General features: G+C 57.7%; 26 protein-coding genes. 13 read left to right on the forward strand and 13 right to left on the reverse strand.

Going from position 1 to position 24,040, the window contains the following annotated elements; all coding sequences use genetic code 11:
- Both KVG95_RS26140 and KVG95_RS26145 read left to right on the forward strand, forming a co-directional pair.
- Positions 1 to 335, forward strand: a 335-nt coding sequence (locus KVG95_RS26140; RefSeq protein ID WP_217858443.1) for an alpha/beta fold hydrolase, incomplete at its 5' end; no start/stop codon positions are given.
- 401 nt (positions 336 to 736) lie between these two features.
- Positions 737 to 1,033: a DUF3144 domain-containing protein gene (locus KVG95_RS26145; protein WP_217858444.1), complete on the forward strand. Its 297-nt coding sequence runs from the start codon at positions 737 to 739 to the stop codon at positions 1,031 to 1,033.
- Positions 1,034 to 1,132: 99 nt separating this feature from the next.
- Here the strand turns inward: KVG95_RS26145 and KVG95_RS26150 are convergent, their stop codons facing one another.
- A complete protein-coding gene (locus tag KVG95_RS26150; protein ID WP_123722197.1) occupies positions 1,133 to 1,942 on the reverse strand; it encodes an NYN domain-containing protein in 810 nt (269 codons plus the stop codon).
- Positions 1,943 to 2,346: 404 nt separating this feature from the next.
- Here KVG95_RS26150 and KVG95_RS26155 point away from each other — a divergent pair, with 404 nt between their 5' ends.
- Entirely contained in the window at positions 2,347 to 2,901 is a 555-nt protein-coding gene (locus tag KVG95_RS26155) for a YdeI/OmpD-associated family protein (RefSeq protein ID WP_008070764.1), read from the forward strand.
- A 72-nt stretch (positions 2,902 to 2,973) separates the two neighbouring features.
- Here KVG95_RS26155 and KVG95_RS26160 read toward each other — a convergent pair whose 3' ends face one another.
- A complete protein-coding gene (locus tag KVG95_RS26160) occupies positions 2,974 to 3,906 on the reverse strand; it encodes a LysR substrate-binding domain-containing protein (protein ID WP_217858445.1) in 933 nt (310 codons plus the stop codon).
- 109 nt (positions 3,907 to 4,015) lie between these two features.
- On the opposite strand from KVG95_RS26160, the gene KVG95_RS26165 reads away from it, so the two are divergent.
- Positions 4,016 to 4,390, forward strand: a complete 375-nt coding sequence (locus tag KVG95_RS26165) for a tautomerase family protein (RefSeq protein ID WP_217858446.1) — start codon at positions 4,016 to 4,018, stop codon at positions 4,388 to 4,390.
- Between the two features lie 70 nt (positions 4,391 to 4,460).
- Here the strand turns inward: KVG95_RS26165 and KVG95_RS26170 are convergent, their stop codons facing one another.
- Positions 4,461 to 4,694 (reverse strand): hypothetical protein, encoded by a 234-nt coding sequence (locus tag KVG95_RS26170; RefSeq protein ID WP_217858447.1) that lies wholly within the window; start codon positions 4,692 to 4,694, stop codon positions 4,461 to 4,463.
- A 184-nt stretch (positions 4,695 to 4,878) separates the two neighbouring features.
- Positions 4,879 to 5,841, reverse strand: coding sequence for an AraC family transcriptional regulator ligand-binding domain-containing protein (locus KVG95_RS26175; protein ID WP_217858448.1), 963 nt, complete (start codon positions 5,839 to 5,841; stop codon positions 4,879 to 4,881).
- A 67-nt stretch (positions 5,842 to 5,908) separates the two neighbouring features.
- Here KVG95_RS26175 and KVG95_RS26180 point away from each other — a divergent pair, with 67 nt between their 5' ends.
- The 3 genes from KVG95_RS26180 to KVG95_RS26190 all read left to right on the forward strand — a co-directional run bounded on the left by KVG95_RS26180 (position 5,909) and on the right by KVG95_RS26190 (position 8,490).
- A complete protein-coding gene (locus KVG95_RS26180; RefSeq protein WP_217858449.1) occupies positions 5,909 to 6,763 on the forward strand; it encodes a sterol desaturase family protein in 855 nt (284 codons plus the stop codon).
- Positions 6,760 to 7,353: an NADPH-dependent FMN reductase gene (locus tag KVG95_RS26185; RefSeq protein WP_217858450.1), complete on the forward strand. Its 594-nt coding sequence runs from the start codon at positions 6,760 to 6,762 to the stop codon at positions 7,351 to 7,353. The genes KVG95_RS26180 and KVG95_RS26185 overlap by 4 nt, the downstream gene beginning before the upstream one ends.
- 519 nt (positions 7,354 to 7,872) lie before the next feature.
- Entirely contained in the window at positions 7,873 to 8,490 is a 618-nt protein-coding gene (locus KVG95_RS26190) for a LysE family translocator (RefSeq protein WP_217858544.1), read from the forward strand.
- 97 nt (positions 8,491 to 8,587) lie between these two features.
- Here the strand turns inward: KVG95_RS26190 and katG are convergent, their stop codons facing one another.
- Positions 8,588 to 10,876 carry a catalase/peroxidase HPI gene (katG, locus tag KVG95_RS26195; RefSeq protein ID WP_217858451.1) on the reverse strand — a complete coding sequence of 763 codons (2,289 nt, stop codon included), beginning with the start codon at positions 10,874 to 10,876 and terminating at the stop codon, positions 8,588 to 8,590.
- A gap of 267 nt (positions 10,877 to 11,143) precedes the next feature.
- Here katG and KVG95_RS26200 point away from each other — a divergent pair, with 267 nt between their 5' ends.
- From KVG95_RS26200 to KVG95_RS26210, 3 genes are read left to right on the forward strand one after another with little or no spacing between them, the layout of a single operon-like run.
- Complete coding sequence (locus tag KVG95_RS26200; RefSeq protein ID WP_217858452.1) at positions 11,144 to 11,359, forward strand: hypothetical protein; 216 nt, start codon at positions 11,144 to 11,146, stop codon at positions 11,357 to 11,359.
- 41 nt (positions 11,360 to 11,400) lie between these two features.
- On the forward strand, positions 11,401 to 11,772 hold the full coding sequence (locus tag KVG95_RS26205; protein ID WP_217858453.1) for a hypothetical protein: 372 nt from the start codon (positions 11,401 to 11,403) through the stop codon (positions 11,770 to 11,772).
- A 3-nt stretch (positions 11,773 to 11,775) separates the two neighbouring features.
- Positions 11,776 to 11,952, forward strand: a complete 177-nt coding sequence (locus KVG95_RS26210) for a DUF1289 domain-containing protein (RefSeq protein WP_038982653.1) — start codon at positions 11,776 to 11,778, stop codon at positions 11,950 to 11,952.
- Positions 11,953 to 11,971: 19 nt separating this feature from the next.
- Here the strand turns inward: KVG95_RS26210 and KVG95_RS26215 are convergent, their stop codons facing one another.
- The gene (locus tag KVG95_RS26215) at positions 11,972 to 12,865 is read right to left on the reverse strand and encodes a LysR family transcriptional regulator (protein WP_217858454.1); all 894 of its coding nucleotides are present in this window, start codon (positions 12,863 to 12,865) and stop codon (positions 11,972 to 11,974) included.
- 128 nt (positions 12,866 to 12,993) lie between these two features.
- Between KVG95_RS26215 and KVG95_RS26220 the strand changes: the two genes are divergently transcribed.
- The 3 genes from KVG95_RS26220 to KVG95_RS26230 all read left to right on the forward strand — a co-directional run bounded on the left by KVG95_RS26220 (position 12,994) and on the right by KVG95_RS26230 (position 16,433).
- On the forward strand, positions 12,994 to 14,415 hold the full coding sequence (locus tag KVG95_RS26220; RefSeq protein ID WP_217858455.1) for an MFS transporter: 1,422 nt from the start codon (positions 12,994 to 12,996) through the stop codon (positions 14,413 to 14,415).
- An 83-nt stretch (positions 14,416 to 14,498) separates the two neighbouring features.
- A complete protein-coding gene (locus KVG95_RS26225; protein ID WP_217858456.1) occupies positions 14,499 to 15,473 on the forward strand; it encodes a quinone oxidoreductase family protein in 975 nt (324 codons plus the stop codon).
- Between the two features lie 30 nt (positions 15,474 to 15,503).
- Positions 15,504 to 16,433, forward strand: coding sequence for a LysR family transcriptional regulator (locus KVG95_RS26230; protein ID WP_217858457.1), 930 nt, complete (start codon positions 15,504 to 15,506; stop codon positions 16,431 to 16,433).
- Between the two features lie 134 nt (positions 16,434 to 16,567).
- Here the strand turns inward: KVG95_RS26230 and KVG95_RS26235 are convergent, their stop codons facing one another.
- The 7 genes from KVG95_RS26235 to KVG95_RS26265 form a co-directional block, all read right to left on the reverse strand.
- On the reverse strand, positions 16,568 to 18,031 hold the full coding sequence (locus KVG95_RS26235; protein WP_217858458.1) for a GDL motif peptide-associated radical SAM/SPASM maturase: 1,464 nt from the start codon (positions 18,029 to 18,031) through the stop codon (positions 16,568 to 16,570).
- A gap of 245 nt (positions 18,032 to 18,276) precedes the next feature.
- Positions 18,277 to 18,858 carry a DUF1842 domain-containing protein gene (locus tag KVG95_RS26240; protein WP_217858459.1) on the reverse strand — a complete coding sequence of 194 codons (582 nt, stop codon included), beginning with the start codon at positions 18,856 to 18,858 and terminating at the stop codon, positions 18,277 to 18,279.
- Positions 18,859 to 18,912: 54 nt separating this feature from the next.
- Positions 18,913 to 19,560 (reverse strand): DUF1842 domain-containing protein, encoded by a 648-nt coding sequence (locus KVG95_RS26245; RefSeq protein WP_217858460.1) that lies wholly within the window; start codon positions 19,558 to 19,560, stop codon positions 18,913 to 18,915.
- A gap of 41 nt (positions 19,561 to 19,601) precedes the next feature.
- Positions 19,602 to 19,790 carry a DUF1843 domain-containing protein gene (locus tag KVG95_RS26250; protein WP_217858461.1) on the reverse strand — a complete coding sequence of 63 codons (189 nt, stop codon included), beginning with the start codon at positions 19,788 to 19,790 and terminating at the stop codon, positions 19,602 to 19,604.
- Between the two features lie 236 nt (positions 19,791 to 20,026).
- The gene (gene yghX, locus KVG95_RS26255; RefSeq protein ID WP_217858462.1) at positions 20,027 to 20,914 is read right to left on the reverse strand and encodes a YghX family hydrolase; all 888 of its coding nucleotides are present in this window, start codon (positions 20,912 to 20,914) and stop codon (positions 20,027 to 20,029) included.
- A gap of 239 nt (positions 20,915 to 21,153) precedes the next feature.
- Positions 21,154 to 22,719: an amino acid permease gene (locus KVG95_RS26260; RefSeq protein ID WP_217858463.1), complete on the reverse strand. Its 1,566-nt coding sequence runs from the start codon at positions 22,717 to 22,719 to the stop codon at positions 21,154 to 21,156.
- 157 nt (positions 22,720 to 22,876) lie between these two features.
- Positions 22,877 to 24,037, reverse strand: coding sequence for an iron-containing alcohol dehydrogenase (locus tag KVG95_RS26265; protein ID WP_217858464.1), 1,161 nt, complete (start codon positions 24,035 to 24,037; stop codon positions 22,877 to 22,879).
- Between the last annotated feature and the right edge of the window lie 3 nt (positions 24,038 to 24,040).

The raw sequence follows: 24,040 nt of genomic DNA on the forward strand, positions 1-24,040 counted from the left end.
ACCTGACGCTGACCGTCACCTCTGGCGGGGTGGATATGTCTGCTCTGGACGCGCATGACTGGCGCCCGGATTTTGCTGCCGCCAACCCGACACTGCCGAGGTGGTTTCTCGACGACCGCACCGACCTCACGCTCCGGTTGGTCGAGTTGCGCATGCCAGTCCTGCTCCTCTGGGGAGATTCTGATCTGATCAGCCCCGTTCGCGTCGGCCAGCGCCTTGCTCAACTGTTACCCCGCGCGGAACTACACGTTTTCCCTGGCGCCGATCACAGTCTGGGCTTTACTCACGCAGCCGAGGTGGCGAGGTTGATCGAGAGACATCTGGCCTGCTGGTGAGCGGAACACTTGTTGCCACCGCGTGGGACTGATTGTGGGGCCCCGTGCGTTTCAAGACATCTTGGATTGCGGACAGACAACCGGAAGGCCCGGTCGCTGACGAATGAGCCGATCACCCCTAGCCTATATGGTTGGTGCGGCCCATCGTGTTCATCCTTTAAGTGAATACTTGACAAGCGATCCACGCTTATCTGGGGGCAATTCTAGAGCAGGGCTTTTTGAATCGCCCCTGATTTCGTAGACACGCCACCGTCTGCTTTGTCGATTGCGGCCCTTGGTGACGGGCCGCAACCGGTCAAAAGAATCATCCTTTGGTATTCTTCATTCCGCTTTTTAGCTGCCTGAAGTAAGAAGTACGCCCATTACGGAATAATTAAAAATGGTCAAAAAGGTAACTAGCAATGCCAGATAACAGTGACAAATCATTCTACGATCGTGCAGACGCGCATATAAACCTATCAAACGAGCAGCTAAGGGAATTCGAAAACCTTGGCAAAGTAAGCGCATCGATGATGTTTGGCACCACACGATTCAATGCTTGGGTAAGCGCTCGGGGCTTCAAATCCGGCGCGGAGATGGCGCAGGCTCGCGAAGAGATGTTGAACTATTTCTGTGAGCAGTACCGGATGATGCTTGAGGATAATCTCGACGACCACATCAACAATTTCAGTAAGTACATGAACGCGACAAGCGCTTAATTATCCTGGTCCGTCGACCTCGGTGATCTCCCGCTTTGGGTCGATTTCGGCCAGTCATGACAGGCAGGAATCGGCCAGAGCGGTCGCTGGTGACGGGGGCTACGAGCTCGGCTGTCGGTGCCGGGCATAGAGTATTGAACCACCCACTCCCGACGTTCCTCTAGTTTGCAGTTCAAACGTATCCGGATATCCCTTGATCAACTCACTGAGCTTTTTATAACCATGGGTGCGAGGGTCGAACTCAGGTCTCAATTTGCTGATGTTGGTGCCCAGCGCACCCAAGTGAGCCCAGCCGTCCTCGTCGGCAATGTCATCCAGGATTTTTGCGATGAAACTTACTGGTGCCTTGGGTAGCTTTTTTACTTCGGGCGTACTGGCGACTTTGACGGCCTCGATTTCGGCGGGTGGCTCAGGTTCGGGTCGACCATGTCCATTGCTTGCAGTAACAAGCACTTCACCGCGCAGCAATTCGGTATAGATGAACTTGTCGCAGGCCGACACGAACGGTCTCGGGGTTTTTTCTTCACCAAACCCGTAGACCGTCAAACCTTCTTCTCGTAACCGCGAAGCGAGGCGGGTGAAGTCACTGTCGCTCGAAACCAGGCAGAAACCGTCGAAGCGTCGGGTGTACAGCAAGTCCATTGCGTCGATGATCAAGGCACTGTCTGTTGCGTTCTTACCTTTGGTGTACGCGAACTGTTGGATAGGTTGAATCGAATGGTCGAGTAGCACCTTTTTCCATCCACCCAACTGAGGGCCAGTCCAGTCGCCATAGATCCGCTTGACGTTGGCGACACCGTACTTGGCGATTTCTTCGAATAAACCTTCAACAATTGCTGCGGGGGCATTGTCGGCGTCGATTAACACTGCCAAGTGTTTTTGCGTGGGGGTGGGTGCGTGGATGGCCATGGGTCGTCCTTGAGTTGAGGACTTCAACATACCGTTAAATCACGGATGAACAAAGGGATCACCGCTTCGCGCTAGAGAGCGTGTTTTGCCAATGGCAACGGGTTTGCGGTGATGTGCAAAGCGGAACGATTAGCCAATGACTTTTAATCGACCGATAGCAGCCGCTGGACAGACTAGTGGCAAATAGTTAGCGTCGACCTTCTGCACTGAATCTTTACCGCAGCTGAGCTTGGCGTCTTCCATGTCCCGTTTCTCCTTGGGCTATGTCGCGTTCGCTGCAATTCCTCCAGGCTAGACAAGGGCTTGCAGGACGACAAGGAACGTTATACGACATCACTGTCGCGTTTAAACGCGACAGTGATGTCGCCAAATAGTAGTTAGGCGTATTAGTTGGAGGAGTTGCAATGACAACAATCGATGTGAAATCCCGATTCGAAGCAAAGCTTCTTCGTCCGGCAAAGCCTGGTAATGATACGTCGTGGGCGTTCGTAGTACTGCCAAGAGACGCGAGTGAACAGCTTCCGAGACGAGGAAGGACGACAGTTGAAGGTACAATCAATGGGCACCATTTCCAGGCAACCCTTGAGCCGGATGGTCAGCTGAGCCATTGGCTGCAGGTAAGTAGAGAGTTACACGAAGCCGCAGGCGCGGCCGTTGGGGATATCGTTACACTAGAGCTAACCCCTGTGAAGAAGGAACCCGAGCCTGACATCCCACCAGATTTTCAGGAGGCACTGGCAGCCACTCCTGAGGCTCGTAAAGTTTGGAACAATACGACGACCATCGCACGAGTAGACTGGATACACTGGATTACTTCAGCCAAGCAACTTAAGACGCGCGCAAAACGAATTGGTGATGCCTGCGATATGCTTGCATCCGGCAAGAAGCAGGTTTGCTGTTTCGACCCGTCTGGCTACTACAGTAAGGCCTTCCGTGCGCCCGAGGCAGAAAATTTTTAAATGGAACATTCCGTTGAATACGCCTAACAAGGCGCTCAACACCGCTCGCTTCGCTCACTGGACTCGCAAAAGCTACGCTTTTGCTCGCCTGTTAGCGAGCCCGATGTCCAGCCCTTTCCCGGCGCCTGCAGTGATACTGAATGCCTGCTCCTCCAGACGGGTTTGTATCAACGCAGCCAGTTGTCGGGTGGCAGGCGCCAGGTGTTCTGCTCCACGATAAAGCACATAGCCGAGGGTCGGCAGCGTGGGTAGGCCAGCAATGACAGCGAGATGTCCTGGCAGCCCCATGCGGGTTCGCAACGTGAGGCCCAAACCGGCAGCAACGGCCGCCCAGATTCCACCAACGCTGGGGCTGGTCAGCGCGATTCGCCAAGGGATCCGCGCCTCATCCAATGACTGGGTTGCCGCGCTGCGCAACACACAAGGGGCGTCGAACATGATCAAGGGCAGGGGAGAATCTATATCGCAGTTGAGCGGTGGCGTGTCACGAGACCCGATCCAGTGCATCTGCGTTTCACCCAGGCGCGTGGCATAAGGGGACTTGTGCCCTGTGTCCCACGTCAGGGCCAGGTCCAGGCCACCGCTGTCGATCAATGCAAGCAGTTCGGTATTACGCGCGATCCTGACTTCGAGGCTCACCTTCGGGTACATCTTGACGTAGCGTCGCAGGATGTCGCTGAGAAAGTGTTCGCCAAAGTCTTCCTGCAGCCCCAGACGTACCGTTGCGGCGGTCTGGCTTTCGTGCAGGGTCTGGAAAATGCTGTCGTTCATTTCAAGCAGTTGGCGGGCATGGCTGAGCAGGGATTCACCCACCGGCGTCAACACCAGCCCTCGACCGGATTTGGACAGCACTGGCGCGCCTATCTGTTCCTCAAGCTTCTTGAGTTGTGCGCTCACGGCAGACGTCGAGCGATTGAGCCGATCCGCCGCTTTGGCAAAGCTGTTGAACTCCACACCGGTCACGAAAGTACGCAGCACATCAAGATCGAAGGTCGGACGGCGCATCGAATCATCCACTCATTCAGGACTATGGTCGCCATTAAATCGGATATTCAGAATTATCGCGACTTGATAGTTTTTCTCCTGTCAGTGGGTTTTGCAGGAGTAGACCGTTATGCCATTTGCACGTATTTCATTGCACCGGGGAAAGTCGGCCGAGTATTTACAGGCCCTCTCACAGGGGCTGCACGACGCGTTGGTAGAAAGCTTCGAAGTGCCGATGGCCGACCGGTTCCAGGTCATTCACCAACATGAAGTGGGCGAACTGATATTTGATCCCGGCTACCTGGGCGGTCCGCGCAGCCATGATTTTGTGCTGATCGCGATTACTGCCGGTCGCCCTCGAGACATCGAGACGAAACAGCGTTTCTATCGCACCTTGGTCGAGAGACTGAGTCGAGCGCCAGGCATCGACCCTGAGGACGTCATGGTGGTGATTACCACTACCGCGGCAGATGAATGGTCGTTTGGTGGCGGGCGGGGCAACTAGTTTTCTATCAGGTGGGCAACAGCACGAGGGGCACCGGTCGCTCACCACCATCGGTGCCGAAGTTGTTCATTCAAACAGGTGCCCTGCGCAGATATCGCCGATACAAAACAACACCCATAACAACCGAAAGCAACCCAACCCCTACATTACCCAAAAGCCAAATTGCAAAGTTCCGACTTTGGTCCGCATCACCCTCGTAGAACGGCCCAAAGTAGCTAGACACTGCCACGAATATCAAATTAAACGCCCCGATGGCCAAGGCAACGATAAGGATGACGAACAATGTCCCTTTAACAATTTTCATATGACCTTCCAAAACCAAATAACCCCTGACGGCTAGCCTAGCAGAGGGTTCATATTGGCCGAAGACCTCTCAGAGGCCCTTTGAAAAATCGGAAAGTTCCTACCCCACATGAAGACTACGCCGATCGGATAGTCGATACGGTAATGATCGATCTTTTGAGTTTCAGCGGTTTCGCAGATGCCAATTATTTAGCGTCCCGCCATCGACTTCGGGCATGGAGATAGGCAGTCAAATCGCTGTAGCCCAATTGAGCTGCAATCTCCGTCAACGACTCGCCTTGCAACTCAAGATGCAGTTCCAGTTCTGCACGAACCTGATCGAGTAATTGCCTGAAGGTCGTGCCTTGTTCTTCCAGGCGTCTGCGTAATGTCCTGGGCGTCTGGTGCAACGCCTTTGCCAGATCGTCCAGATTCGGAGTTTCACCTCTCGCCAGAGATCGTCGCGCACCTTCGGCAACCTTGGCTGACCAACCGTTGAAATTGCGATGCGCGGCAATCCGTCGATCCAGTTCCTGAGTCAATAACTCCAACATCCCGTGATGACGGGTTTGCATTGGCAGGCTCAAGCTTTGTGCATGGAAATAGAAGCGGTTAACCGGGCAGTCAAACTCGATGCGGTCTCCAAACCACTGGGCATATTGCTTGTAATACGACGGACGCGAATGCATGAATTTTGCCAGAATTGGCTGCACATCCTGCCCCGTTCCACGTCGCAATTGCGCGATGGACATCACCCCATAATGTTCGATGACATACCGCGCCAACTCTCTTGGCGCATCGACGCACAACTCAATTCCGACGCCGTTTTCGTCATTCACCAACCTCACATTGTCGGTGTCCGATGCAAGCGGTGCGTATCGGGCCCAAAGCTGCATGGACGACAAAACGTCGGGGCTATACAGGCAAAGATAAGCCAGGACGTGCCAGTCCTGAGGCGTGAACAGCGCGAACAGTTTTAACCCGATCGCCGGATCAATGCGCGCCGCCTCGCGCCACAGCTGATCCAGTTCGATCAGGCTGTAATCCGTGCTTTTTCGGGCAACCTGGCTGTCAAGAAAGCGCTCCAGCACTTGGCCCAGCCTGCCTCGATGAAAGCGCTGGGGCGGGCGATTGGCCGGTTCTAGCTCAATTCTGTCCATTTCGCGCATTGGGAGGGCTGACTCCTGGGTTTCTAATGACATGGCATTGCCCGCAAGGGCCTAAATCGAGAGTGCCATGAATACAATAATGCTCGCCAATAACCCTGCGTTGATAGTGGCCGGGATTTTCCTTGCCTTCATTTTGCTAGAGCTTGCCTGTTCCTCGTTTCGTCAGTCGTCAGGCGGCAAACGTGACGTACTCATTGAAGTCGTCGGCTCCGGCATACTGCTGGCGGTTACATTCCCTCTAGTCATGTGGCTAAGTGGCAAGATACTAAGTCAGGCTGTACCGGACATGAAGGACGCGTTGGCTGGAATCCCGTGGATTGCAGGATTTGTATTGTTTTTACTGCTCGATGACATGACCCAATACTGGTGGCATCGCCTGACTCACCGGGTTCCCGCACTTTACGCATTGCACCGAGCACATCATTCCGCGCCTTACATGAGTGTTCGAATTGTTTATCGAAATAACAGCTTTTACTACCTTCTGATGCCCGGGATCTGGCTGTCTGGCATGCTGATATATCTCGGTCTTGCTCCCATTTATTATGTTTATTTGATTGTAAAGATGACTGTAATTTTCGCAGCGCACAGCAGCGTTGCATGGGACGACAAACTTTATCGCATCCCCGCGTTACGCCCACTTGTTTGGGTTTTGGAGCGAACCTTCTCCACACCCTCCACTCACTCTGCGCATCACGGTTTGACTGCCGAGGATGGCGTTACCCATTACAAAGGCAATTTCGGCAACCTGTTATTTTTTTGGGACATCCTGTTCGGAACCGCAAAAATTACCCGTCGGCGCCCGCCAGCCTACGGAATCGAACACTTGTCACCGATAAGCTGGAAAGAAGAATTGTTCTGGCCCATCGTGCGTTCCCGCCGTTCCGCACCCAAGGTAAACGCTAACCAGAAGGTGGCGCGATGAGTCGTCATATTGTTCTGCTGTCTGGATCGAACAGATCAAACAGTCAGTCAATCAAGGTCGCCAGGTATCTGCGCGACCGATTAGAGAAACTTGAGTTGTGTGACTCAAGCGAACTGATAGACCTGGCTTCCAGTCGGCTACCGCTTTGGCCAGAAGAAGACACCGACAGAGTCTGGAATGCCCAGCAATCCATTCTCAAAAAAGCGACGGCACTGATCGTGATCAGCCCTGAGTGGAATGGCATGGCTTGCCCGGCCCTGAAAAACTTCTTTTTGTACGCAGGGCTCAGCGAACTTGGACATAAGCCTGCGCTCTTGGTGGGCGTTTCGGCAGGACTTGGCGGGGCATATCCAATTGCTGAATTACGCGCATCGAGCTACAAAAATAGCCGGATCATGTATTTGCCTGAACAACTCGTCATTAGAAACGTAGAGTCGATGTTAAACAGCGAAAGGCCTGCAGACGAAAATGATCATCGCATTCGGACGCGTGCCGACTGGGCTCTGCAGATACTTTGTCAATACGATGCAGCTTTACGCACCATACGACCTGCAATTGAACACCCGCCAGAGTTCTCTACCGGGATGTAAAGCCACGGATGCTGAAGATCAAAAGATCGCAGCCTTCGGCAGCTTCTTGTGGCGGGGGCTGCGTCGTTCTGATCCGTATTTTTTTGGGTTATCTGCATCTGTAATGGGATCAGCCTGCGGCTCACAATGACAGCACGGTCAGCAGTTGTGGTAGCCGCTGCACCGCAAACTCATAACGTAGGAGGCCCCATGGGCAAGATGGCATTTTTCCTGGGCGGATTTCTGGTGTTGACCATTTTGATTGGTGCGCTTGCCACGATTTCTCCGGTGTAAGGAGAAGGTGGGGTGCCCATATTCCAGTGAGTTGCGCAGTAAAAAGCCCCGTCCCATTTTTAGGTGGGTGGGGCTTTTTCTTTGAAGATCAAGCGCGGCCCGAGCCTGAAAATGACTGTTCCTGGCGTAAAAATACAACCATGCCGAAAAGCCCTGTATCGAATTATTATTTCGTTGTACGTTGAGTCCGCGGGCGGCCTTGATCTGAAAGACTGTCCCTGGGCACAACACTCGCAAGGAATGCAGATGATCGATGGTCCCGCCGTTTTGACAGTCTTTTTGGTTTACCTGGCCGGTGTCGTTATTCCAGGGCCAAATTTCGTTGCCGTAGTTCACAAAGCGGTGGCTGCTACGCGGTCAGAAGCTTTGGCCTTGGTAGCAGGCATCGTATTGGTCAATTTGTTCTGGGCCACCTGTGCAATCGCAGGTATCGGCGTTGTATTTGCTGCGTTCCCTTGGGCGGCGCTGATCGTAAAAGTTCTGGGGGCAGCCTACCTGATGTGGTTTGGATTCGGACTGCTGCTCAAGGCCGGGAAGAGCGCGCTTGCCCCCTGTAGCAATGCAGTCGTCGGTAACTTTCGGCAATCATTCATTCAGGGGGTTGTGACGAACATTGGCAACCCTAAATCCATGGCCTTCTATGCCGCTATTTTCTCAGCCGCAGCCCCCACCCACGTTGCACCAGGCACGTTTTTGTCGATGCTGGCAGTCGTAGTTGTGGTTTCGATGACTTGGTATGGAGTGGTCGCAATCGCTCTTTCGCAACCTGAGATCGCTTCAGCGTATCGACGGAGAAAAAAAGCTATTGATCGACTGTGCGGCGGTTTGATTTTGTCTCTGGGAATTCGGCAGCTGATTCAATAAGCCCACGATTGAGTGTCTATCCTGGCCGATAGATCAGCAAAAAGCACAACGCCTCCACATAGGGAGGCGTTGCGGGTTTTCAGCAATATTGCTCAGTTCATCTCAAATCAAACCGATCCAGATTCATCACCTTGACCCAAGCCGCAACGAAGTCTTTCACAAACTTCTCCTTCGCGTCGTCGCAGGCATAGACCTCAGCCAGCGCCCTCAACTGCGCATTCGAGCCAAACACCAGATCGACACGCGTACCCGTCCATTTAAGGTCGCCGGTTTTCCGATCGCGTCCTTCAAACTCTTCATTGGCCTCCGACACTGGTTTCCATTCCACGCTCATATCGAGCAGGTTTTTGAAGAAGTCGTTGGTCAACGCTTCTGGCTGCTTTGTGAAGACGCCATGCTGGGTTTGCCCGACGTTGGTGTTCAACACGCGCAGGCCGCCGATGAGCACGGTCATTTCTGGCGCGGTGAGCGTCAGCAGTTGTGCCTTGTCGATCAGCAAGGCCTCGGCCGGTACGCTGTAGCGGGATTTGAGGTAGTTACGGAAGCCATCGGCGACGGGTTCGAGGAACCCGAAGGATTCAACGTCCGTTTGTTCTTGCGAGGCGTCCATCCGGCCTGGTGTGAAAGGTACCGTCACAGTCTGGCCAGCATTTTTCGCTGCTTGTTCGACACCGGCACAACCGGCCAGCACGATCAGGTCTGCCAGCGAGATTTTCTTGCCGCTGTTGTTGAACTCGTTCTGAATACTCTCGAGTTTCGCCAGTACGCTCGCCAGTTGTTCAGGTTGGTTGGCCTGCCAGAATTTTTGCGGAGCCAGACGCAGACGTCCGCCGTTGGCGCCGCCGCGTTTGTCGGAGCCGCGGAAGGTGGAGGCCGCTGCCCAAGCGGTCGATACCAGTTGCGAGACGGTCAGGCCCGAGGCCAGGAGTTTGCCTTTGAGTGCGGCGACGTCGCTGTCGTTGACCAGGGCATGGTCAACCTCCGGAATCGGGTCTTGCCACAGCAGTTCTTCGTTGGGCATTTCCGGGCCGAGGTAGCGGGAGAGGGGGCCCATGTCGCGGTGGAGCAGCTTGAACCAGGCGCGGGCGAATGCGTCGGCCAACTGGTCCGGGTTCGCCAGGAAGCGCCGTGAAATCGGCTCATAAATCGGGTCGAATCGCAGGGACAGGTCCGTGGTCAGCATGGTCGGATTACGCCGCTTCGACGGGTCGTGAGCATCCGGAATAATGCCCGCGCCAGCACCGCCTTTCGCCGTCCACTGGTTGGCGCCCGCCGGGCTCTTGGTCAGTTCCCACTCGAAACCGAACAGGTTTTCCAGGTAGTTGTTGCTCCACTTGGTGGGCGTGGTGGTCCAGGTCACTTCCAGGCCGCTGGTGATGGTGTCGCCGCCCTTGCCGCTGCCGAAGGTGCTCTTCCAGCCCAGGCCTTGAGCTTCGAGGCCCGCGGCTTCGGGCTCGGCGCCGACGTTGTCGGCAGGGCCGGCGCCGTGGGTCTTGCCGAAGGCGTGGCCGCCGGCGATCAGCGCGACGGTTTCTTCGTCATTCATCGCCATGCGCCCGAAGGTCTCGCGGATGTCCACCGCAGCAGCGACCGGATCCGGGTTGCCTTCCGGGCCTTCCGGGTTGACGTAAATCAAGCCCATTTGCACCGCGGCGAGCGGGTTCTCCAGGTTGCGTCCTCCGTCGGTACGGCTGTCCTCATTTTCCCCCGGCTCAGCAACGAGTGGGCCTTCGCCGGGTTCTTGCATGGGTTCCTTTTTGTCTTTTTCATAGCGGGTGTCGCCGCCCAGCCACTTGTTTTCCGAGCCCCAGTAGACGGCCTCATCCGGTTCCCAAACGTCTGGCCGACCGCCGGAAAAGCCGAAGGTCTTGAAGCCCATGGATTCCAGCGCGACGTTACCGGTGAGCACGATCAGGTCGGCCCAGGAGATGTTGCGACCATACTTTTGCTTGATCGGCCAAAGCAGCCGGCGCGCCTTGTCGAGGCTGACGTTGTCCGGCCAACTGTTGAGTGGTGCGAAGCGCTGCTGACCGGAACCGGCACCGCCACGACCGTCACCGGTGCGGTAGGTGCCGGCGCTGTGCCAGGCCATGCGAATAAACAGCGGCCCATAGTGACCGAAGTCTGCCGGCCACCAGTCTTGCGAATCGGTCATCAGCGCGTTCAGGTCTTGCTTGAGCGCCTGAAAGTCCAGGTTTTTGAACGCTTCGGCGTAGTTGTAGCCCTCATCCGTAGGGTCGGACAGCCGCGAATTCTGGTGCAGGATCTTCAGGTTCAGTTGGTTCGGCCACCAATCGCGGTTCGTCGTACCACCGCCCGCGGCGGCGTGATTGAACGGGCATTTCGATTCATTTGCCATGTGTGCGCTACCTTTGGTCGTATTCATCCGGCTATCCGGCCCGGGGTGGGCGCGCAATAGCGACGAGCGAAATCAATGACATAGGCTGCAGCCGTTCGATCAACCGATCGTCGTGGTCACACGGGAAATCTGGAGAGCAGCAATCGAGTTGCCAATACGGTGGCCCACGGCAAGCCTAGTACGCTTCTGACTCATTCGTATCTTTTATCAAGTCTCAACCGGCCAGCTCACGCCAGCGCTCCAATAAGGTTAGACGCCTATAAAGCAGTCAGCTAATAGGTGGAGTATTGGGGGGTGATAGGTATTTTCTTTTATCTGAGCCGTCGGGATGGAGCCGATCAAAAGATCGCAACCTTCGACAGCTCAGGCATGCATCGTTTACATGACCATGTTCCAACACAAAACCTGTGGGAGCGTGGCTTGCCCGCGATGACGGCGGCACAGACGCAGCAACTCTCGGATCAGCCCGAAATTCAGGTCCACCGTTATTCACTGAACGATATCGTATGATGAGCCCCTTCCATCGCCGCCCACCCAAGGACCCTTACCCGATGTCTTTAAGCAAACGCGATCAGGCCCACATCGAACGTCGCCTGGTCGCCACCCTGACCGAGGCGTGTGAAATCGCCAAAGCGGAAATAGTAGGGTTCTGCTGGCTGACCCACGAAGTCGATTACGACGTCTTTCCTTCCAGCCTGCGGGTGGTCTGGGTCTTCGATACGCAGGCCAACAAGGATCAGGCGCTGGCGAGCGGGCAGGGCGAGCGCATGGTCGAACTGACGGCCGTGGCGTTAAGCGAAGCGGACGTTCTCGTCAGCCCGGTAGCGGCCCATGTGCAGTTTGATTCTGAAGAACAATGTCAGCGCGCCAATGCCGGCAACTGGCAGCAACGCCTGGCGCCCAAGCGCTCGACGCGGGGTTGAAACGTGGCCAAGGATATCGAAAATCCGTGTGTTTCTATTTGCCAGCTGAGCGGTGAACTGTGTGTCAGTTGTGGCCGCACTAAGGACGACATCAGAAAATGGAAACGCATGAAGCGCCCGGAAAAAATGGCGGCGGTGCAGCGGGCGAGTTTGCGGTTGAAGGGGCTGCAGAAAAAATGAAGCGGTCAGGTGTGAAACTCTAGGACTGCGCACAAACCTCTCGAACACATTCACGCAGCCACCGATGTGCAGAGTCGGCATCCATGCGTGGGTGCCAGAGCATCGAAATGGTGATCGGCGGCAGGTCGAACGGAAGGGCGAAACTGTGCAGGCCGGCGCGCAGGTTTCGGGTGTGTTGCGCAGGCACGGTGGCGATCAGGTCCGAGGCGCGAGCCAGCGCCAGCGCAACCGAAAAGCCGCCGACAACAGTAGTGATCTCGCGCTCCAGTCCCAGCCCTTCCAAGGCTTCATCCATAGGCCCCTTATCGAGCCCGCGTCGCGAGACCAGGATGTGCCTGCCAGCGGCATAACGGGAGGCGGTGACCTCGCCCTGGCTCAGCGGATGCCCCGTGCGCACGACGCCGATGAAGCGATCTTCGAACAACGCACGGGTGCGCACTTCCGGGCTCGTCGTGCCGCCGACCACACCGGTTTCCAGGTCGACGGAACCGTCGCGAAGTGCGGCGCTGTCTTTGTTCAGCTTCTGCACAAAGTGTAAGCGTACGCCGGGTGCTTGTTCACTGACGCGGACAATCAGTGCCGGGCCGAAGTTTTCGACGAAACCGTCGCTGGTGCGCAGCGTGAATGTACGCACCAGTTGCTTGAGGTCGAGCTGTTCGGCGGGGCGTAGAACGGCTCCGGCGTCTTGCACCAATCGACTGACGTGTTCGCGCAGTTCGAGTGCTCGGGGCGTCGGCACCAGCCCGCGTCCGGCCCGGACCAGCAGCGGGTCGCCCGTCGTTTCGCGCAATCGCGCCAGCGCCCGGCTCATGGCCGACGGGCTCAGACGCAGTCGTTGGGCGGCGCGTGCGACGCTGCCTTCGGCGAGCAGCGCATCCAGGGTAATCAGCAAATTCAGGTCGGGAGTCGTCATGCCTCAACGTTAGCACGACGTGCGGATGACATGGCGTCAAGCGCATCTATAAAGTGCAAATGCTGCGCCTTCCGCCTTGTCACGCACGGGAATACGCTGCTGATCTACCTTTCAGATGTGGCCAAACCATGAAACTCATCACTCAATCAGGCTCGGTTCGCTGGGCGCTCGCGAGCCTTTCACTGTCGATGTTGATGCCCTCACTCGACACCAGCATCGCCAACGCGGGTTTGCCGATATTGGCCGAGGCATTCGATGCGTCCTTCCAGCAAGTGCAGTGGATTGTTCTGGCGTATCTGCTGGCGATCACCACGCTGATTGTCAGCGTCGGACGACTCGGTGACCTCGTCGGCCGTCGACGTTTGCTGCTGGCGGGCATCGGCATTTTTACCCTGTCATCGCTGGCGTGTGGTGTCGCGCCGTCGCTTGGGTGGCTGGTCGGTGCCCGGGCCGTGCAGGGGCTCGGGGCGGCGATCATGCTGGCGCTGACCGTGGCGTTTGTCGGTGAGACGGTGCCGAAAGCGCAGACCGGCAGCGCCATGGGATTGCTCGGCACGATGTCGGCGGTCGGTACCACGCTGGGGCCGTCACTCGGTGGGTTGTTGATTTCCGGCTTCGGCTGGCAGGCGATTTTTCTGCTCAACGTGCCGCTGGGTGTTCTGAATATCTGGCTCGCGTATCGCTATTTGCCGGCGGAACTTCAGCGGTCGAAATCGCAGCGGGTGGGTTTCGACAAGGCAGGCACGTTGCTGCTGGCGTTGACGCTCGGGGCGTATGCGCTGGCCATGACGATCGGCCAGGGTGAGCTGGGGCCTCTCAATATTGCGCTGCTGATGACGGCTGTTGTTGGCGTTGGGCTTTTCATAATCGTCGAGGCCAAGGTTGCCTCGCCATTGATTAAATTGGCGCTGTTCCGCGAGCCAGGATTGAGCGCAAGCCTGGCCATGAGCACGCTTGTTTCGACGGTGATGATGGCGACACTGGTGGTCGGGCCGTTTTATCTTTCGGGTGCGCTTGGCCTAGGTACAGCGCTTGTCGGACTTGCCTTGTCGGTCGGCCCGTTGGTGGCGGCGCTGACCGGTGTGCCGGCCGGTCGCCTGGTGGACCGTTTTGGCACTCGGCGCATGACCCTCGTCGGGCTCGTCGCAATGACGCTCGGCACGGGGGGGTTATCCATGATGCCGGTGGGTTTCGGCATCCTCGGTTACCTCGCGCCCATTGCGGTGATCACGGCCAGCTATGCGTTGTTCCAGGCCGCGAACAACACCGCGATCATGACCGATATCCGTCCGGATCAGCGCGGCGTGATTGCCGGGATGCTCAGCCTGTCGCGCAATCTCGGCCTGATCACCGGAGCCTCGGTCATGGGCGCGGTGTTCGCCTTTGCCTCGGCGACGGCAGACATCACCACGGCATCTCCCGCAGTCATCGCCAACGGGATGCGGATAACGTTTGCCGTCGCTGTAGTCTTGATCGTTCTGGCCCTTGTTGTCGCGCTGACGCTGCGCGTTTCACACTGCTGCACCGTGTGCAGTAATGAACTGCAGTAAAGCTGTATTGTTCACTTTAAATCGAGTGCCGATACTTCCCGTACATTGCGCAGATGGGCTGCGCTGAAGTGAAGGAGTCAGGCATGGTTTCTGTCGTTCGTATCGCACACACCGGCGCACCTGAGGTGATGACCATCGAGCAAGTGCCGGCGCGTGAGCCGGGGCCGGGTGAAGTCTGGCTGGAGCAGGAGGCGATTGGCGTCAACTTCCTCGATGTGAGTCAGCGCAAGGGCGCCGTACCGCTGCCATTGCCGTCGGGTCTTGGCCTTGAAGGGGCGGGCCGGGTTGCCGCCATCGGCGCGGGAGTGAGCAACGTCAAGGTGGGTGATCGGGTGGTCTACGCAACAGGGCCTATTGGCGCTTACGCGAGTGCGCGGCTGTTTCCGGCCGAGCGGCTGGTGCCGATCCCCGATGCGTTGACGGCTGAAGAGGCCGCGGCGGTGTTGTTCAAAGGCATTACCGCGCAGTACCTGCTGAAGACGACGTATCCGGTCGGCCCCGGCACCACCCTGGTGTTGTATGGCGTAGCGGGCGGTCTCGGGCAGATCATGGCGACGTGGGCCAAACACCTGGGAGCCTTTGTCATCGGCATTGTGTCCCGGGCCGAGAGTATCGAGACAGCCAAGGCGCTGGGCTGCGATGCGGTGCTGGTGTTCAATGCACAGACACTGGCCGCGGATGTGGCGGAGATCACCCACGGCAAGAAAGCCGATGTGGTCTACGATCCCATCGGGCGGGTGTCGTTCGAAGCGTCGCTCGACTGCTTGCGACCGCGTGGGTTGATGGTGTCTTTCGGGGCATCCTCCGGGGCGCCGACAGCGGTCGAACTGGGCACGCTCAATGCCAAGGGCTCGTTGTTCTTGACTCGTCCTTCACTCGCCGCGCACTCCACTGACATCGCTGAATACCGGCAACGGGCCGAGGATGTACTGGCCGCGGTCGAGGCGGGCATAATCAAGCCCGGTATCTGGGGCCGCTATGCATTGGCCGATGTGGCCAAAGCTCATGCCGATCTGGAAGGCGGCCAATCTCGCGGAGCGATCGTCCTCAAACCCTGATCGTCTGTTATCTGAAAAAAAGAGTGTTTTGTGAACCCACTGGACAGCCGCCACATCGATGAAATTGCAGCACTTCTTGCGGTCGCTTCGGCGCATTCGTTCGTGGCTGCCGGACGGTTGCTGCAACGCCATCCGACGGTGATTTCAAAGCGCCTGGCGACGATGGAAAAGCGCTTGGGCGTGCGGCTGATGGAGCGCACGACGCGCCAGGTGCGGTTGACCGATGCCGGCAGCCGCCTCGTCGAACGTCTGCGCTCTGCCACGGGGTTGATCATCGAGGCCGAACAGGAAGCGTCACTGGGCGCGGCGCAGGTTCGTGGCGTTTTGCGCCTGGCTTTTCCTGCCGCGATGGGGCGCTTGTGGCTGGCGTCGATGCTGCCGGAATTTCTGGCGGCTCATCCACTGGTCTCCGTCGAGGTGGATTACAGCGATCGCGTCGTCGACATTATTGGTGAAGGATTCGATGCGGCGATTCGTATTGGCGAATTGAACGACAACCGCCTGGTTGCGAAGAAGCTCAGTGATCATCGCCGCATTCTCTGCGCCTCACCGAGTTACATAGGACAGCATGGTTTACCGGCCAGCCCGAAAGAACTGACCGAGCACAACTGCCTGGGCTTTACCGGCCTTGCGGCGTTTCCTGAATGGCGTTTGTCGAAGGGTGATCGGCAGGAGAGGGTCATCACCAGGGGAACCTTGACCTCGAACGACGGCGAGGCGTTGCTCGCCGCGGCCAAGGCTGGCGTCGGTATTTTGGGCGCCGGTGAGTGGCTGATGAGCCGCGAAATCGCCAACGGCCAGATGATTCGCGTTCTGCCGGAGTGGGACCTGGATGCTCAGGGCGGGATCTATCTGGTGCGAGCATCCGCCGCGTTCACACCGGCAACGCTCATGGCCTTCAAGGAATGGCTGGAGGCCAGATTTGCGCAAGGACCGCCTTGGCAAATGCCAGCCAGTTAAGATGCGATACCTGTGGGAGCGGGCTTGCTCGCGAAAGCGGTGTGTCAGGCGACATCAATGTTGACTGTGCCGCCGTCTTCGCGAGCAAGCCCGCTCCCACATGGATTGCGCTTGACTGACTGGCCATTACTCCCTTACATCAAGGTATTTTGCGGCAACCCCAGCAGGCCGGTCAGGGTGTTGATTATCGCTTGTTGCCGCGCACGGTCTGTCTGGTGCACGGCTTCTGCGGCGGCGACATCGGCATCGCAGTGAGGGCAAGTCACTTCGTGCGCATGGATGTACTGCAAGCAGCCGCGACACAGCGCCAGTTGCGGCGGAATGCGTCCTTCGTCCGGCGATTTCTGGCCCTGGTTTGCCCAGGCCAGTTTGATCACCTGACCGCTGTCGCTGACGCTGTTGACCTTCTCGCCGGTGTCGATGCGTTCGGTGATCAGGTCAAAACGTCCGACGGCGAAGGAGGTCTTTGCCGCGTCTTCGAGTTTGACGATGCGCTCGCGCAGCCCGCGCTTTTGCAGGTCCAGCGCGCGGTAATGGCAGTAGGGGTTGTTGCCGGGTTTGCCGAGCAGGGAGTGCGACGTCCAGGTGCAGCCGCCACGGCAGACATCGTTGTAGTAACAGCTTCGGCAGTAACCCCACAGGTCCTCGACACCGCGAAGGCGGCCAAAGTGCATGCCTTCGCTGTAGTGCCAGATATCGTGCAGGCTCATGTTGCGCACGTTGCCCCCCGAAAACCCCACCGTTGCCAATGACGGGCAACCTTTGACGGTGCCGTCGGCTTCCAGTGCCAGCACGGTCTGGCCGGCGGCGCAGCCGCTCCAGTGCACGCGCTCATCACCGAAACCACGCCACATGTGTTCATAAGGACCGTAGTAACCAATGTTGTTGCCCACGTTCATCAGCAGGCCGCGATCGACGCCTTCGCGATACAGGCGCGCCAACAACGGCATCACTTCCAGCAGTTGCCAGGGCTGCAATAACAGCTCTGGGTGATCGACGGCATTGCCCATCGCGACCGTCAGCTGGATCTGCCAGTGAGTGGCGCCGAGGCCGATGATCAGGTCCATCAGCTCGGGCAGATCGGGCAACGTGGCCGCGCCGATTTGGGTGTTGACGCTCACCGCAAGGCCGGACTGTTTTGCGCGTCGCAAGGTGTCTACCGCCTTGTCGAACGAGCCCGGAACATTGCGCACCGCGTCATGCAGCGGGGCCAATCCATCCAGTGAAACACCGACGCCATTGAGCCCGGCATCCACCGCTGCCTGCATTTTTGCGGGCGTCAGGTTGCGTCCACCGGTTTGTATGGCGCAGTACATGCCGTGATCGTGGATGGCCTGGATCAGTTGCGTCCAGTCCTTGCGCAAATAGGCTTCACCACCAATCAGGGTGATCTCGCGAGTGCCAAGGGCCGCCAGGGAATCAATGACGTCCAGGCATTCCCGGGTGTTCAATTCGTCGGGGCGTCGATGGCCGGCACGTGAGCCGCAGTGCAGGCATTTGAGGTCGCAGGCCAGGGTGATTTCCCAGACTACATGCACTGGCACGTAGCGTTTGAGGTCGGTTTCACTGAGGTAGCGGGCAGGGCGACTGTCTGACATGGGAAATCCTTGCGCACGACGCGTGCGCGGCACGAATCCATCGAAGTGTTCGCGCCTTCCCTGTGTCAGTGGCGCGACCGGATTTACCTTTATGTTGTTGAAATGAACCGGGGCCAGTCAGCAGCAGGGCGGGTTCGTTTCGCGAAAGCGGGCGTCAGGCGATCAATATTGACTGTGCTGCCGCCTTCGCGAGCAAGCCCGCTCCCACATGGATTGTGCTTGCCTGACTGGCATTGGCCGACGAGTTAGCGAGCCTCCAGCCGAGCGATTTCAACGTTCAACTGATCCAGTGCATTGCGCAGCGCACCGCTGTGGGCCAGTTGCTGTTCACCCTGGCTGACCACGGCTTTCAGTTGTGCCAGGTCACCGCTGGTTTGCGCTTGCTGGACCGCGACGGCGTAGAGCGGCACCGCATGGTGCGGATGCTCTGGGCGCACAATAACAGGAGCCTGGCTGACCGCTGCGTGTTTCACGTAATGCCATTGGCCCTGATTCTCGTACTTGTAGTCGGCATAACCGCTCGCCCAATCGCCGCCTAAAATGCCCTTCAAACCGAAGGTCTGGGCGATCTGGCTGAGAGGGCCGCTCGGGCTGCCGGCCAAGGTGAGGATGATGTGGTTCTCAGCCGTCGGCACCAGTTTGGCCTCGGAGTACTCACCCCAGACACGGGCACGGAAGTTGAGGGGCGGATAAGTGCTTTGGAAAATACTGGCAATTCCGCTGACCTTTTTCTTTGCGGTATCCACTAGCAAATCGAGGGTTAAAACCGGTGCGCCCAGCAGGTGATTGCTGACGTTGAGGCGGGTATGAAAAAGTCCGATTGACATGGTGCTACTCCCTTATTTGTATTCAAGACAAGTCGGGCATATTTCGTGGTCGAGTCAGCGGCGTTCCTGCCGGCTGATTTCTTCCTTGGCCGTTTCAAGCGCACTCTGCAGTTGGGGTTGCTGATCCAATTGCTGCTGGGCCAGGCGCGACAGGTTTTTCATCTGGGCCAGGTCACCACTGGCCATTGCACTTTGAATCGGTGCGGCGTACAGCGGCATGATGGGCGGATAAGACGACTCCGGCGGAATCACCGGGCCGGGCTCCAACGGCAACGGGGAGACGTGGGACGGCACCGCCTCAATGAGATGGGCGGGCGCATTGTTAACCTCGACCCACTGCTGCTGACCATTCAAGTACGAATAGTTGGCGACGCCTTCTTTCCAGTCGGTGCCCACCACCAGTTGCAACTTGAAATTCACGATGGAGTTCGAGCCTGAGCCGCCATGATTGCCTTGTGCGGTGATCAGGATTTTGCTGACGCCGGGTGACATGACCGTCAGGTAGGTGTACTCGCCCCAGACATCGGAATGCACATCCAGCGGCGGGTTGGTCGCCTGAGTGATTGCAGCGGTGCCGTTTACAGTCTCATCAGGGGTAAAGACCAGAAGATTGAGTGCCAGACTTTGTGCACCCGGCATCGAAGTACCAATTCGGTAGCCGAGCGGGAACAAACCGACAAGTTGCTGATTAGAACCAGACATGGTTATTGCCTCCATTGCAATAAGGGGAGCGGAAATAGCTGTTAGTGCTTTTCCAGGCGTGCGACTTCCTTGGCCAACTGCTCGTAAGCAGTACTTAGCTCTTTGTTTTCTGGTGTGGATGCATCGCGTTGTTTCAATAGCGTCTTCATTTGCGGCAGGTCGCCTGCCTTGATCGCGCTTTGGATGGCCACCCCATAGGGGGGCATGCTATGGCGAGTTGAACTGCTCATAACGATTCCTTCCGTGGTGTTTACGGGCACTGCTGTCATCAGCAGTTTTTGCAGTTAAGCAGGCGCCGATAAATATGCAATGGGCAATGGAAGAGTAATTTTTAATATTATTTTATTAATCGCGATGGGTTAGGAGGCGATATGTTCAATATTAAGATTGGCGATGAAGGAAGACCTGTTAAGTTACTTGTTCATAAGCGTTAAGTTCCTTATCGCCATTATTCGTGTTTGATTAATCAAGCCAAGTAACGCCGAAACCAGGCCAGGGTTCGGTCCCAGGCAAGCCTGGCGGCGGCATCATCGTATCGAGGTGTAGAGTCGTTATGAAAACCGTGGTTAGCGCCAGGATAGATATAGGCTTCATAGGTCTTGGCGGCCGCTTTCAACGCCTGCTCGTAGGCGGGCCATCCTTCATTGATGCGTGTATCCAGTTCGCCATAGTGAAGCAATAAAGGCGCCTTGATTCTGGGGACATCTTCTGCCTTCGGCTGACGGCCATAAAAGGGCACGGCAGCCCCTAACTCTGGATAGGCCACGGCCGCGGCATTGGCAACCCCACCGCCATAACAGAAACCAGTGATGCCGACTTTTCCACTGGTGGCGTCATGTTTCATCAGCCATTCGATGGCGGCGAAAAAGTCATTCATGAGTTTTTCCGGGTCGACGGTCTGCTGCAATTCCCGGCCTTTGTCATCGTTGCCGGGATAGCCGCCTACCGACGTCAGGCCGTCAGGGGCGAGTGCGATGAACCCCGCTTTGGCGAGACGCCGGGCGACATCCTCGATGTAAGGGTTGAGCCCACGGTTTTCATGCACGACCACCACCGCCGGCACGTTGCCGGTGGCTTTGGCAGGGCGCACCCAATAGCCACGAACCTGCCCGTGACCCTTGGGCGAGGGGTAAGTGATGTACTCGGCAATGATGTCCGGGTCGGTAAATTGCACCTGCTCGGCCAGCGCATAATTCGGGCTCAGGGCGGCGAGGAGGGCTGTGGCCGTCAGGCCGCCCAAGGTGAACAGCGCCGCACGATCAAGAAACTCTCGCCGGTTGATTTTGCCGTGGGCGTAGTAGTCGTAGAGTTCGAGCAGTTCAGGGGCAAAATCTTTCGCCGTAAGACGGTCCATCTGCGTGCTTCCTGTTGGTTGATCCCGATTGCGCCACTTCATAAAAAGCGGAGGGGCAGCGCCTAATGCCAGTCAGTTAAGCATGCGAAACCTGTGGGAGCGGGCTTGCTCGCGAAAGCGGTGTGCCAAGCGATATTAATGTCGACTGACACGCCCTCTTCGCGAGCAAGCCCGCTCCCACATGGATTGCTTAACTGACTGGCATTAGCGCTCAGCCCCCCGCTTTTGGGCTATGGCAATTAGCTCCCAGCCTGTTTATTCAACGCCTCTTCAGCCGCTGCGATTTCTGCCTGACGCTTGATGATCATCTCGCCCACGGGCGGGCCCTGGAAGCGTCGGGCTTCAAAGGCGAACCAGATGATTGCCGTCAGAATCAGGAAGCCGAGCGTGATGTACAGCGCCCAATCGTTCGGTGGCTGAATGCCGATGACAAAGATCAGCACCATCGAGAGGATCGAGAGGATGGCGAAAAACGAATACAACCCGCGCCCCATGTTCCACGGTCCCATGGTCGGCCACTTCGCAGTCCCGTAGGTAAACAGGCCCAGCACGATGGGAATGATGAAAGAGAAGAACAGGAAGATCACCGTGCAGGAGACCACGATCGTGTAAACCGGCGTTTCACCGATCGATACCAGGGACGATCCCCACACGAACAACACCGCGAGAGTGGCACCGGTCCAGATCGCCGCCACCGGGCTGCGATGGGTCGGAGAGACCGAGGCCAATGCTTTCGAGAAGGGCAGGCCGCCGTCACGGGAAAACGCGAAGATCATGCGTGAAACCGAGGTCACGGTCGCCAGCCCGCAGAGAACCTGCGAGATGAAAATCGCCAGGTAAAGCACCATTTTGATCGCCGGGTTCACCTGAGTGTCCATCGCCCAGAAGAACACATTCCAACCCTGCTTCGCCGCTTCGTCCATGCTCGGCAACATCAGTACAAACGAGCAGAGCATGACCCAGCCGAACAGCAACGACCAGGCCACCGAGCTGACCATCCCGAGCGGCACCGACCAGGCTGCCTGACGAGTCTCTTCGGAGGTGTGCGCGGAGGCGTCGTAGCCGGTGATGGTGTAGATCGGCAAGAGCAGGCCGAGCATGAAAATCCAGCCGTTCGACACCTGTGGCCAGACGCTGCCGCCGGCCTCGCCGGAATAGTTGCCGAAGGTCACCAACCGGACGAACTCATAGCTGGGTGCAGCGATCAGGCAGACGATGGTCAGTGCGAGCGCCGTGGCGAAGATCAGGTAGCCCGAGAAGTCGGTGAGCTTTGCCGTCAGGCCGATGCCGAAATGGTTACACAAAGCCTGGATGCCGGTCAGGATCGCCAGGAAAATGATCCGTGTGGTGATGGTGTCTTCCATTCCCAGGGCCGGTCCGAAGGCACCGAAAAAGAAGTAATAGGTACCGACGTTGATCGCGCCGAGCACCGTGATCAGCCCTAGCAGATTGAACCAGGCCGTCAGCCAGCCGGTGAAGCGGTTACCGAGAATCGAGCCCCAGTGATAGAGACCGCCGGCCGTTGGGTAGGCCGAGGAAATCTGTGCCATGGCCATGGCGAAAACCCCGGAGATCAGGCAACCGAGTGGCCAGCCGATACCGATGGCTGCACCGCCCGCACCCGAGGTGCCCTGGGCCAGCGAGTTGATGCCACCCGAGAGGATGCAAATGATCGAAAAGGAAATGGCAAAGTTTGAGAAAACGCCCATGCGTCGCGAGAGTTGCTGGGCATAGCCCATGCTGTGCAACACCTTGAGGTCGTCGTCTTGTGGCGCGGTGGCGCCGGGTTGGCTTACTGGACTCATAGCGTGTGCTCTTGTTCAGGTTTTGATCCACATCCATCCGCGTGGTGCGTTGCCGAATGGGTTTGTCTTCAACCCCCTGTCGTACTGCTCCTGCCTCTAACGGTTGAAACCCATCCAGGTTGCGTGCTCACACGTTGGCCATGGACAGGCGATTGCTCTAGAGCCGGCCGTGAAACGCCGCGTCGAAAATTTCTGCCGCGCCCGTTCGTGTCAACGGCAACGGGTTGCCACCGGCGCAGGGGTCGACAATCGCCATGTCCGCGATCAGATCGGCCTGTTTGTCATCCACGCCCAGCTCAAACAGCGTATGCGGCACGCCGATGTCTTTGCGCAGCTTGAGGACGAAGGCCAGAAAGCTGTCGAAGCCCGGGGAGGGCAGGCGCAGATACGCCGCCAGACGGGTGATGCGTTCCTCAATGGCCGGGCGATTGAACTTCAGCACATAGGGCATGAAAGTGGCATTGGTCATGCCGTGGTGGGTGTCGTACAGGGCGCCCACCGGATGCGCGAGTGCGTGCATGCCCCCCAGACCTTTCTGGAAAGCGGTGGCGCCCATCGCGGCAGCCGCCAGCATTTGCGCGCGTGCGTCGAGATCGGAGGGGGTGTGTACGGCTCGCACCAGCGCATTGGCCACCAGGCGCATGCCTTCCACCGCAATGCCTTCGGCCATGGGATGGAAACCGGGAGCGCAGTACGATTCCAGGCAATGGGCAAACGCATCCATGCCGGTGCCGGCGGTGACTTTTGCCGGCATGCCGATGGTGAGGGCCGGGTCGCTGATGACCACCCGCGGCATCATCTTCGGGTGGAAAATGATGCGTTTGGTGTGCGTACGTTCGTCGATGATCACCGCTGCACGGCCGACTTCGGAACCGGTGCCCGCGGTGGTCGGCACCGCAATGACCGGGGCGATGCTGCTTTCGTCGGCGCGTGTCCAGTAGTCGCCGATGTCTTCGAAATCCCAAACCGGTCGGGTCTGGCCGCTCATGAATGCAATGAGCTTGCCCATATCCAGGCCGCTACCGCCGCCGAAGGCGACCACACCATCGTGTTTGCCGGCGCGCCAGGCATCGAGCCCACCCGCGAGGTTGGCTTCAACGGGGTTGGGTTTGAGATCAGAAAACAGCGCTACACCGAGGCCGGCAGCGCGCAAGGATTCCACCGCTGCCGTGGTGATAGGGGCACGCGCCAGGCCGCTGTCGGTGACCAGCAACGGTCGCTGGATCCCTTGGCTGCGGCAGACCTCGGCCAGTTCGGCGATGCGGCCGACGCCAAAGCGGATGCTCGTGGGGTAGTTCCAGTTCGCGGTCAGGCTCATGGC

Source organism: Pseudomonas farris (assembly GCF_019145235.1).
Taxonomy (GTDB): Bacteria; Pseudomonadota; Gammaproteobacteria; order Pseudomonadales; family Pseudomonadaceae; genus Aquipseudomonas; species Aquipseudomonas farris.

Coding starts and splice junctions, on each gene's coding strand:
- KVG95_RS26235 (WP_217858458.1), bottom strand. CDS start 18,031: ATGTCAGACAGTCGCCCTGCCCGCTACCTCAGTGAAACCGACCTCAAA.
- KVG95_RS26180 (WP_217858449.1), top strand. CDS start 5,909: ATGAATACAATAATGCTCGCCAATAACCCTGCGTTGATAGTGGCCGGG.
- KVG95_RS26190 (WP_217858544.1), top strand. CDS start 7,873: ATGATCGATGGTCCCGCCGTTTTGACAGTCTTTTTGGTTTACCTGGCC.
- KVG95_RS26220 (WP_217858455.1), top strand. CDS start 12,994: ATGAAACTCATCACTCAATCAGGCTCGGTTCGCTGGGCGCTCGCGAGC.
- KVG95_RS26225 (WP_217858456.1), top strand. CDS start 14,499: ATGGTTTCTGTCGTTCGTATCGCACACACCGGCGCACCTGAGGTGATG.
- katG (WP_217858451.1), bottom strand. CDS start 10,876: ATGAATACGACCAAAGGTAGCGCACACATGGCAAATGAATCGAAATGC.
- KVG95_RS26215 (WP_217858454.1), bottom strand. CDS start 12,865: ATGACGACTCCCGACCTGAATTTGCTGATTACCCTGGATGCGCTGCTC.
- KVG95_RS26165 (WP_217858446.1), top strand. CDS start 4,016: ATGCCATTTGCACGTATTTCATTGCACCGGGGAAAGTCGGCCGAGTAT.
- KVG95_RS26170 (WP_217858447.1), bottom strand. CDS start 4,694: ATGAAAATTGTTAAAGGGACATTGTTCGTCATCCTTATCGTTGCCTTG.
- KVG95_RS26250 (WP_217858461.1), bottom strand. CDS start 19,790: ATGAGCAGTTCAACTCGCCATAGCATGCCCCCCTATGGGGTGGCCATC.
- KVG95_RS26155 (WP_008070764.1), top strand. CDS start 2,347: ATGACAACAATCGATGTGAAATCCCGATTCGAAGCAAAGCTTCTTCGT.
- KVG95_RS26205 (WP_217858453.1), top strand. CDS start 11,401: ATGTCTTTAAGCAAACGCGATCAGGCCCACATCGAACGTCGCCTGGTC.
- KVG95_RS26145 (WP_217858444.1), top strand. CDS start 737: ATGCCAGATAACAGTGACAAATCATTCTACGATCGTGCAGACGCGCAT.
- KVG95_RS26160 (WP_217858445.1), bottom strand. CDS start 3,906: ATGCGCCGTCCGACCTTCGATCTTGATGTGCTGCGTACTTTCGTGACC.
- KVG95_RS26265 (WP_217858464.1), bottom strand. CDS start 24,037: ATGAGCCTGACCGCGAACTGGAACTACCCCACGAGCATCCGCTTTGGC.
- KVG95_RS26175 (WP_217858448.1), bottom strand. CDS start 5,841: ATGCGCGAAATGGACAGAATTGAGCTAGAACCGGCCAATCGCCCGCCC.
- yghX (WP_217858462.1), bottom strand. CDS start 20,914: ATGGACCGTCTTACGGCGAAAGATTTTGCCCCTGAACTGCTCGAACTC.
- KVG95_RS26150 (WP_123722197.1), bottom strand. CDS start 1,942: ATGGCCATCCACGCACCCACCCCCACGCAAAAACACTTGGCAGTGTTA.
- KVG95_RS26260 (WP_217858463.1), bottom strand. CDS start 22,719: ATGAGTCCAGTAAGCCAACCCGGCGCCACCGCGCCACAAGACGACGAC.
- KVG95_RS26185 (WP_217858450.1), top strand. CDS start 6,760: ATGAGTCGTCATATTGTTCTGCTGTCTGGATCGAACAGATCAAACAGT.
- KVG95_RS26240 (WP_217858459.1), bottom strand. CDS start 18,858: ATGTCAATCGGACTTTTTCATACCCGCCTCAACGTCAGCAATCACCTG.
- KVG95_RS26245 (WP_217858460.1), bottom strand. CDS start 19,560: ATGTCTGGTTCTAATCAGCAACTTGTCGGTTTGTTCCCGCTCGGCTAC.